This window comes from Roseateles sp. (assembly GCF_044373315.1).
GTDB lineage: Bacteria > Pseudomonadota > Gammaproteobacteria > Burkholderiales > Burkholderiaceae_C > JACDQM01.
On the sequence record NZ_JBILQK010000123.1, the window covers coordinates 1 to 8,581 of the forward strand.

At 66.2% G+C, this 8,581-nt stretch carries 7 protein-coding genes; 5 read left to right on the forward strand and 2 right to left on the reverse strand.

All coding sequences use genetic code 11. The annotated features are described in order from the left end of the window. On the reverse strand, positions 1-734 hold a 734-nt coding region (locus ACIQ67_RS18140), incomplete at its 3' end, for an ornithine cyclodeaminase (protein WP_397535780.1). Between the two features lie 188 nt (positions 735-922). Beyond that, entirely contained in the window at positions 923-2,533 is a 1,611-nt protein-coding gene (locus ACIQ67_RS18145) for an ABC transporter permease (RefSeq protein WP_397535781.1), read from the reverse strand. A 76-nt stretch (positions 2,534-2,609) separates the two neighbouring features. Here ACIQ67_RS18145 and ACIQ67_RS18150 point away from each other — a divergent pair, with 76 nt between their 5' ends. From ACIQ67_RS18150 to rocF, 5 genes are all read left to right on the forward strand, one after another. Next, the gene (locus ACIQ67_RS18150) at positions 2,610-3,704 is read left to right on the forward strand and encodes an ABC transporter ATP-binding protein (RefSeq protein ID WP_397535782.1); all 1,095 of its coding nucleotides are present in this window, start codon (positions 2,610-2,612) and stop codon (positions 3,702-3,704) included. A 205-nt stretch (positions 3,705-3,909) separates the two neighbouring features. Then, complete coding sequence (locus ACIQ67_RS18155; RefSeq protein WP_397535783.1) at positions 3,910-5,340, forward strand: S41 family peptidase; 1,431 nt, start codon at positions 3,910-3,912, stop codon at positions 5,338-5,340. A 108-nt stretch (positions 5,341-5,448) separates the two neighbouring features. Further along, positions 5,449-6,207, forward strand: coding sequence for a HesA/MoeB/ThiF family protein (locus tag ACIQ67_RS18160; protein ID WP_397535786.1), 759 nt, complete (start codon positions 5,449-5,451; stop codon positions 6,205-6,207). A gap of 83 nt (positions 6,208-6,290) precedes the next feature. Next, positions 6,291-7,199 carry an LOG family protein gene (locus ACIQ67_RS18165; RefSeq protein ID WP_397535784.1) on the forward strand — a complete coding sequence of 303 codons (909 nt, stop codon included), beginning with the start codon at positions 6,291-6,293 and terminating at the stop codon, positions 7,197-7,199. A 13-nt stretch (positions 7,200-7,212) separates the two neighbouring features. Beyond that, complete coding sequence (gene rocF / locus ACIQ67_RS18170; protein WP_397535785.1) at positions 7,213-8,148, forward strand: arginase; 936 nt, start codon at positions 7,213-7,215, stop codon at positions 8,146-8,148. The last annotated feature ends 433 nt before the right edge of the window (positions 8,149-8,581 follow it).

Here is an 8,581-nt window from a genome sequence, read left to right on the forward strand (position 1 = left end):
ACGCGCGCCGCGCGCAGCACATCGGCATGCAGCTCGGTCTTGCCGGGGCAGTCACCGCCGACACCGTTGATGTGCATGCCGGGCTCGATCATCTCGGGCGTGATGATGGTGGCGTAGGCCTTGTCGGCCGTCACTGTGGTGACGATGTCGGCACCACGCACCGCTTCGGCGGTGGAGTTGGCGCGGATCAGCTTCAGGTCGGTGTAGACCGACAGATTGCGCATCAGCTTGTCGGTGGCACGCGGGTCGACGTCGTAGACCGCGATTTCCTCGATGCCCAGATGGTGGTGGAAAGCCAGCGCCTGGAACTCGCTCTGCGCGCCATTGCCGATCAGGGCCATGCGGCGGGAATCCGGCCGGGCCAGCGCGCGCGCCGCCATCAGCGAGGTGGCGCAGGTGCGCAAGGCGGTAGCCAGGGTCAGCTCGGACAGCAGCACCGGGTAGCCGGTATCCACGTCGGCCAGCACGCCGAAGGCCATCACCGTGTAGAGGCCGCGCTGCGTGTTGGACGGGTGGCCGTTGACGTACTTGAAGGCGTAGCGCTTGGCATCCGACACTGGCATCAGTTCGATGACGCCAATGTCCGAATGGTTGGCCACGCGGGCGGACTTGTCGAAGTCCGGCCAGCGGACAAAGTCTTGCTGGATGGTGTCGGCGAGTTCGCCGATGAAGGGGGCCAGGCCGATTTCCTGCACCAGTCGGGACATGGTCGGCACATCAATGAAGCGGGTCATGCAAAGTCTCCTCGGGATACGCCACCGCCAGCGGCGCTGAGCCCGATTCTTCCCGGCAGCGCCGCCATTTTGAAGCGTGCAACCTGTCAGATTTCCTGGTTAACTATGCATAACGCCAGAGACAAATGGCGCTTTGTTCAATTTCAAGGCATCAAGCTGAGCGCCCCCCGGGCGCTCCAGTTGTGCACTCAGCCTCGCCGCATCGCCCGCGACAGCATGATCACCGGGATCAAGCCGACGGCGACGATGGCCAGCGAAGGCAGCGCCGCCTCGCCCAGGCGCTCATCGCGGGCCAACTGATAGGCCACCACAGCCAAGGTGTCGCTGTTGAAGGGCCGCAGCACCAGAGTGGCGGGCAATTCCTTCATCACATCGACAAACACCAGCAGCGCCGCGGCCCAGGCCGAACGCGCCAGCAGCGGCGCATGCAGTTCCAGGAACATGCGCAGGCGCGAGGCACCCAGCATGCGCGCGGTCTCGTCGACGGTGGGCGTGATACGCGCATAGCCTGCTTCCAGCGACTGCAGCGCCACGCCCGAAAAGCGCACCAGATAGGCATAGAGCAGGCCGGTGATGGTGCCTGTCATCAGCGCGGTGATGCCCAGCTGCGGCAGGTGCTGCTCCAGCCAGCCCAGTGGCAGCAGGATGCCGATCGCGATCACAGCGCCAGGCACCGCATAGCCCAGCGAGACCACGCGACCGGAGGCTCGCAGCAGCAGGCTGCCCCCCTGCCCCACCCGTGCCAGATAGGCCAGCACCAGCGCCAGCGCCACGGCCAGCACGGCGGCCAGCACGGAAAGCTTCAGGCTGGCCAAGCCCCATTGGAGGAAGCGCGCCAGCGGCAGGCCGAACTCGCCATACGCCGCCTCTTGCCACATCAGCCGGGCCAGCACCAGCACCGGCAGCACGAAGCCCAGCAGGATGGGCAGTGCGCACAGCAGCATGGCCGCTGCGGCGGCCAGGCCGCGCAGCGGCAAGGGCCGCGCCTCGGCGGCATGCAGCGCGCCGCTGCGGCTGGTGGCAAAGCGCAGCCGCGCCTGGGCGCGCCGCTCCAGCCACAGCAGCACCGCCACCGCAAACAGCAGCACCGAGGCCAATTGGGCTGCCGCGGTCCTGTCGTTCAGCACCAGCCAGGCCTTGTAGACACCTGTGGTCAGCGTGGTCAGGCCGAAATAGGCGCCCACGCCATAGTCGGCCAGCGTCTCCATCAGCGCCAGCGCGATGCCGGCGGCCAGCGCCGGCCGGGCCAGCGGCAGCGCCACCTCGCGCACCCGGCGCAAGGTGCCGGCGCCCAGCATGCGTGCCGCCTCCATCAGCGCCACGCCACGCTCGGACAGCGCCGTGCGGGTCAGCAGGTAGACATAGGGGTAGAGGCAGAGAATGAACAGCACCACCGCGCCCGGCAGGCTGCGCACATCGGGCCAGAGTGCCTTCTGGGCACCCGTCAGCTCGCGCAGAGCAGTCTGCAGCGGCCCGCTGAACTGCAGAAAGTCGGTGTAAGCATAGGCCGCCACATAGGCCGGCATGGCCATCGGCAGCAAAAGGCCCCACTCGAAAAAGCGCCGGCCAGGGAATTCGAACAGGCTCACCGCCGCCGCCGTCGCACCGCCCACCACGGCTACGCCCAGCGCCACACTGACACTCAGCACCAGCGAGGCCCAGGCGTATTGCGGCAGCACCGTGTCGAGCTGATGCCGCAGGATCTCCAGCGCCTGCGCATCGAGCGCCAGCCAGGATCCCAGCACACCCAGAACGGGAACAGCCAGCAGCAAACAGAACAGGGTGACGAGACGCAGCATGAAGAAGAGGCAGCCGGCGGCTCGTCAGTCTGAGATGAGAACGATCCGCATTTAAGCCCGGTATCATAGAGCCATCATGTTCCTCGCTCTCGATCAGGTCAGCCTGCGCTATCCCGGTGCAGGCACTACACGGCACGCGGTGGACCGCGTGTCGCTGGGTTTGGCACGCGGCCAGATCGGCGTGCTGATCGGCCCGTCGGGCTGCGGCAAGACCTCGCTGCTGCGCTCGACTGCCGGGCTCGAGCGCCTGCACGGCGGCCGAATCCTGATCGACAAGGAGCCTTTGGCAGATGCCGCCACCGGCCTGCATGTAGCCCCGGAGGCGCGCCGCATCGGCATGGTGTTCCAGGATTACGCGCTGTTTCCGCACCTCAGCATTGCGGACAACGTCGGCTTCGGCCTGCGCCACCTGGCGCGCGCCGAGCGTGAGCGCCGCATTCAGGAGGTGCTGGACCTGGTGGGCCTGTCCCATGCCGCGAAGCGGGCGCCGCATCAACTCTCGGGTGGCCAGCAGCAACGTGTGGCGCTGGCGCGTGCGCTGGCGCCTTCACCGCGCCTGCTGCTGCTGGACGAGCCCTTCTCCAGCCTCGATGTGGATCTGCGCGAGCATCTCTCGCAAGAGCTGCGTGCGATCTTGCAGGCCAGTGGCACCACCGCGCTGTTCGTCACCCACGATCAGGCCGAGGCCTTTGCTATCGGCGACGTGGTGGGCGTGATGCACCAGGGACGTCTTGAGCAATGGGACGCGTCCTACACCGTCTACCACCGCCCGGCCACGCGCTTCGTGGCCGACTTCATCGGGCATGGCGTCTTCATGCCGGCACGCATCGCCCTAGGCCCGCAAGGCCCGCTGGTGCAGACTCCGCTGGGCGATCTGAGCGACGCTGACGAATGCCCGCTGCCCTCAGCCTACCCGGGCGGCGAATGCGAGTTGCTGCTGCGCGCCGACGACATCGTGCATGACGACGCCGCCCCGGTGAAGGCGCAGATCGAGCGCAAGATCTTCCGCGGCGCCGAGTTCCTCTACACCTTGCGCCTGGCCAGCGGCGAGCGGGTCATGGCGCATGTGCCCTCGCACCACGATCACCATGTGGGCGAGTGGATCGGCATCCGTGCCCATGTCGACCATGTCGTGACATTCGGCCGCCTCGCACCAGGCGGCGACGACTGAGGCCTGTAAAGCTGCGTGAAGATCCGAAAACGCCGGGCAAAGTGCGCTTGAAACCCAGAATTGAGCGGTCATCTGGGCCGCATGCCTTCAGGCACGCTTCAGGGCTGAGCCATATACTGACGCCACCAGGTCCTGACACGCCGGCTGCCAGCGGTCAAGACCTCGGGAAAATGGCTGTAATTCACCGATAGGGAACACTCGCATCATGGGTGCCAAACTGAAAGTAGCAGGCTGGGTCGCGCTGGGCGCCCTGGCTGGCGCAATGACCACGATGCAGCTGCAGGCGAATGCGCGCAGCAGCCTGTCGCCGCTGCCACTCGAAGAACTTCAGCAACTCGCCGCGGTCTTCGGCATGGTCAAGAGCGACTATGTCGAGCCGGTGGACGAGAAGAAGCTCATCAACGATGCCATCTCGGGCATGGTGTCCGGGCTTGACCCGCACTCTCAGTTCTTCGACAAGAAGAGCTTCAAGGAATTCCGCGAAGGCACCACCGGCCGCTTCGTCGGCGTGGGCATCGAGATCGGCATGGAAGACGGCCTTGTCAAGGTGGTATCGCCGATCGAAGGCAGCCCGGCCTTCCGCGCCGGCCTCAAGAGTGGAGATCTGATCAGCCGCATCGACGACACACCGGTGCGCGGTCTGACACTGGACCAGGCCGTCAAGCGCATGCGCGGCGAGCCCGCCACCAAGGTGCAGCTGACCATCTATCGCAAGAACGAGAACCGCAGCTTCCCTGTCACCATCACGCGCGAGGAAATCCGCGTGCAGAGCGTGCGTGCCAAGGTGGTCGAGCCCGGCTATGCCTGGTTGCGCGTCAGCCAGTTCCAGGACCGCACGGTGGACGACTTCGCCCGCAAGCTCGACGAGTTGTTCAAGCAGGAGCCCAATATGAAGGGCCTGGTGCTGGACCTGCGCAATGACCCCGGCGGTCTGCTGGAAGGCGCAGTGGCGGTCTCGGCTGCCTTCTTGCCCAAGGATGTGGAAGTGGTTTCGACCAATGGCCAGATTGCCGATTCCAAGGCCAGCTTCAAGGCCAATCCGGACTTCTACCACCGCCGCGGCGGCGTGGACCCGCTGAAGAAGCTGCCGGCCGCGCTGAAGAACGTGCCGCTGGTGGTTCTGGTCAACGAAGGCTCGGCCTCGGCCAGCGAGATCGTGGCCGGCGCGCTGCAGGACCACAAGCGCGCAGTCATCATGGGTTCGCAGACCTTCGGCAAGGGCTCGGTGCAGACGGTGCGCCAGCTCGGCCCCGAGACCGCACTGAAGATCACCACCGCGCGCTACTACACGCCAAGCGGCCGCTCCATCCAGGCCAAGGGCATCGTGCCCGATGTATGGCTGGACGAGACGGCTGAGGGCGATGTGTTCGCAGCCTTGCGCACCCGCGAAGCCGATCTGGTCAAGCACCTCGAGAATGGCCCCGAGGCCAAGGACAGCGCCCGTGAGAAGGCCCGCGAGGAAGCCCTCAAGAAGCTGGAAGAAGAGCGCGCCAAGTCCAAGGAAATCAAGCCGCTGCCCGAGTTCGGCAGTGCTGAAGACTTCCAGCTGGCGCAGGCGCTGAACCAGCTCAAGGGCAAGCCGGTCATGGTGTCCAAGACCGTCACCGAGCGCAAGGCTGAAGCCAAGATCGACTGATCAGGCCCAGGCCCACCTTGCCTACAGCCCGCCCGCAAGGCGGGCTGTTTTCATTGCGGCGCGGCGACGCGGGCTATGCTTGCCGCCATGCGAGATGAACCCCAAGACCTGAGCGACGAGCAGCTGCTGCGCTACTCGCGCCACATCCTGCTGGACGAGATCGGCATCGAGGGCCAGCAACGCCTGCTGGCCAGCCGCGCGCTGGTCATCGGCGCCGGTGGCCTGGGCTCGCCGGCTGCGCTCTACCTGGGCTCGGCCGGCGTCGGCCAGATCACGCTGGTAGACGATGACACCGTGGACCTGACCAATCTGCAACGCCAGCTGGCGCACAGCCTGGCCCGGCTCGGCTGGCCCAAGGTGGAGTCGGCCGCGCAGGGCATCGCCGCGCTCAACCCCGAGCCGCGTGTGATTGCGCTGCAGCAGCGCGCCGATGCCGCCTTGCTGGATCGCCTGGTGCGCGAAGCCGATGTGGTGCTGGACTGCAGCGACAACTTCGCCACCCGCCAGGCCCTCAACCGCGCCTGCGTGGCGCATGCCAAGCCGCTGGTAGCCGGTGCCGCCATCGGCTTCGATGCGCAGATCAGCGTCTACGACAGCCGCCGCGCCGATGCGCCCTGCTATGCATGCCTGTTCCCGCCCGAGGCGCCGGTGGAAGAAGCGCGCTGTGCCACCATGGGCGTGTTCGCGCCGCTGGTGGGCATCATCGGCAGCATGCAGGCGGCTGAAGCCCTGAAGCTGCTGCTGGGCCTGGGCAGCAGCCTGAGCGGGCGCCTGCAGATGCTGGATGCACGCCACATGGAATGGAGCGAGGTGCGCGTGCCGCGCGATCCGGCCTGTCCGGTCTGTGCGACGGCGGGCAGCCGCTGAAGAAAAAACGCCTCAAACCCGAAAGTACGGAATTAAATTTCCTGCCGACTCCCCTATGCTGCGGCCGCGACGCCGAGAACCCGATGAGCAATAGCGACAACTCCACCAGCAAGCGCAAGGCGCTGACCGCCCGCAACTTCCCCAGCGCCAAAGAAGACGCCCGCAGCGCCGTGCCGCCGCCGGCGGACTATGCAGGCCCCAACAGCGCCTACCGCCTGGCTTTTACCGACAACGACTTCCTGCTGCGCGAGGAACTGCGCCCGGTACGCATGCAACTGGAGCTGCTCAAGCCTGAGCTGGTGATGCAGGAGCAGGACGTCAAGTCGACCATCGTTATCTTCGGCAGCGCCCGCATCTTGTCCGAGGAAGACGCGCTCGCCCGGGTGGCCGAGGCCCAGGCCAGCGGCGATGACGCGACCATCAAACGCGCCCAGATGCAGCTCAAGATGAGCCGCTACTACGAAGAAGCACGGCGTTTTGCGGCGCTGGTCTCCACCGTCTCGGCCGAGCGCGAGAACCCCATCTACGTGGTCACCGGCGGCGGCCCCGGCATCATGGAAGCCGGCAACCGCGGCGCCTATGAAGCCGGCATGCGCAGCATCGGCCTGAACATCGTGCTGCCGCACGAGCAGCAGCCCAACCCCTACATCACGCCGGAGCTGTGCTTCCAGTTCCACTACTTCGCGCTGCGCAAGATGCACTTCCTGATGCGTTCGGTGGCGCTGGCCTGCTTCCCAGGTGGCTTCGGCACGCTGGACGAGCTGTTCGAGACCTTGACGCTAGTGCAGACCGGCAAGAGCCGTCATCGCCCGGTGCTGTTGTTCGGCAAGGACTTCTGGCAGCGACTGATCGACTTCGAGCTGCTGGTGGAGACCGGCATGATCAGCCGCGGCGACGAGAAGCTGTTCCACTTCGTCGAGACCGCCGAAGAAGGCTGGGCGCTGCTGGAGCGCGAATACGACATGAACCCCGGCGCTGCCAGCGCCACTTGAAGGAATGATTCCCATGAGCCGCTCCCCCGCTGCCGCACAACAAGCCGTCTCGCTGATCGGCGCTCCCACCGACATCGGCGCCGGCGCGCGCGGCGCCAGCATGGGCCCAGAAGCCCTGCGCGTGGCCGGCATCGCCGCCACGCTGGAAAGCCACGGCGTGGATGTGCTGGATCGCGGCAACCTCAGCGGCCCGTCCAACCCCTGGCTGCCGCCGGTCGATGGCTACCGCCACCTGCCCGAAGTGGTGGCCTGGAACCAGGCCGTGCACGACGCCGTTTATGCCGAGCTGAAGCTGGGCCGCATGCCCATCCTGCTGGGCGGCGACCACTGCCTGGGCCTGGGCTCGATCAGCGCCGTGGCGCGCCACTGCCGCGAGGCCGGCAAGAAGCTGCGCGTGCTGTGGCTCGATGCCCACGCCGACTTCAACACCAGCCAGCTCACCCCCAGCGGCAATATCCATGGCATGCCCGTGGCCTGCCTGTGCGGCTTCGGCCCGCAATCGCTGATCGAGATCGGCGGCCAGGTACCGGCCATCAACCCGAAGTGGGTGCGCCAGATCGGCATCCGCAGCGTCGACGCGGGCGAGAAGCGCTTCGTGCACGAGCAGGAGCTGGAAGTCTTCGACATGCGCTACATCGACGAGATGGGCATGCGCCACACCATGGAGCTGGCCCTGGCCACGCTGGACGCCAACACCCATCTGCATGTCAGCTTCGACGTCGACTTCCTCGACCCCGACATCGCCCCCGGCGTTGGCACCACCGTGCCGGGCGGCCCCACCTACCGCGAAGCCCAGCTCTGCATGGAGATGATCGCCGACACCGGCCGCATGGCCTCGCTGGACGTGATGGAACTGAACCCGGCGCTGGACCTGCAGAACAAGACGGCCAAGGTGGCGGTGGATCTGATTGAGTCGTTGTTTGGCAAGAGCACTCTGATGCGCAAGTAAGCTTGCCCTGCCTGGGGCAGACGGAAAGACTGCAACTCCCGATCATGGTCGGCTCCGCTGTCAAGCCGAAGATCGCCGCGGCAATGCTGATCGCTCGGCTGGCGCACAGCAGAGCATTGGCGCGCGGCTCAAGCGCATGGGCTGATCCGTTAGCCAGACAAACCTGCGGCCCCACCTTCTCGCCGCTGGGCTGACGCTGCTAGTACGCGTCTGAAGACCACCCCACGTTTGCTCGCCCCAAGTCACGCGAGCTCGCAAGGCGGGCGTGGTGGTCTGCCTTGCAGCGTTATGGAAAGCTCTCCATAACGCTGCCTATGCGCAGGTCGCAACTATGTTCATCTGGTCGGCCGGCATCGGCGTCAGCGCCTATACCGGCCGAGGATCATGGCAGTCGAAGTCTGCGCATAGTTTTTGGTCTACAGGTCCTGCAGGA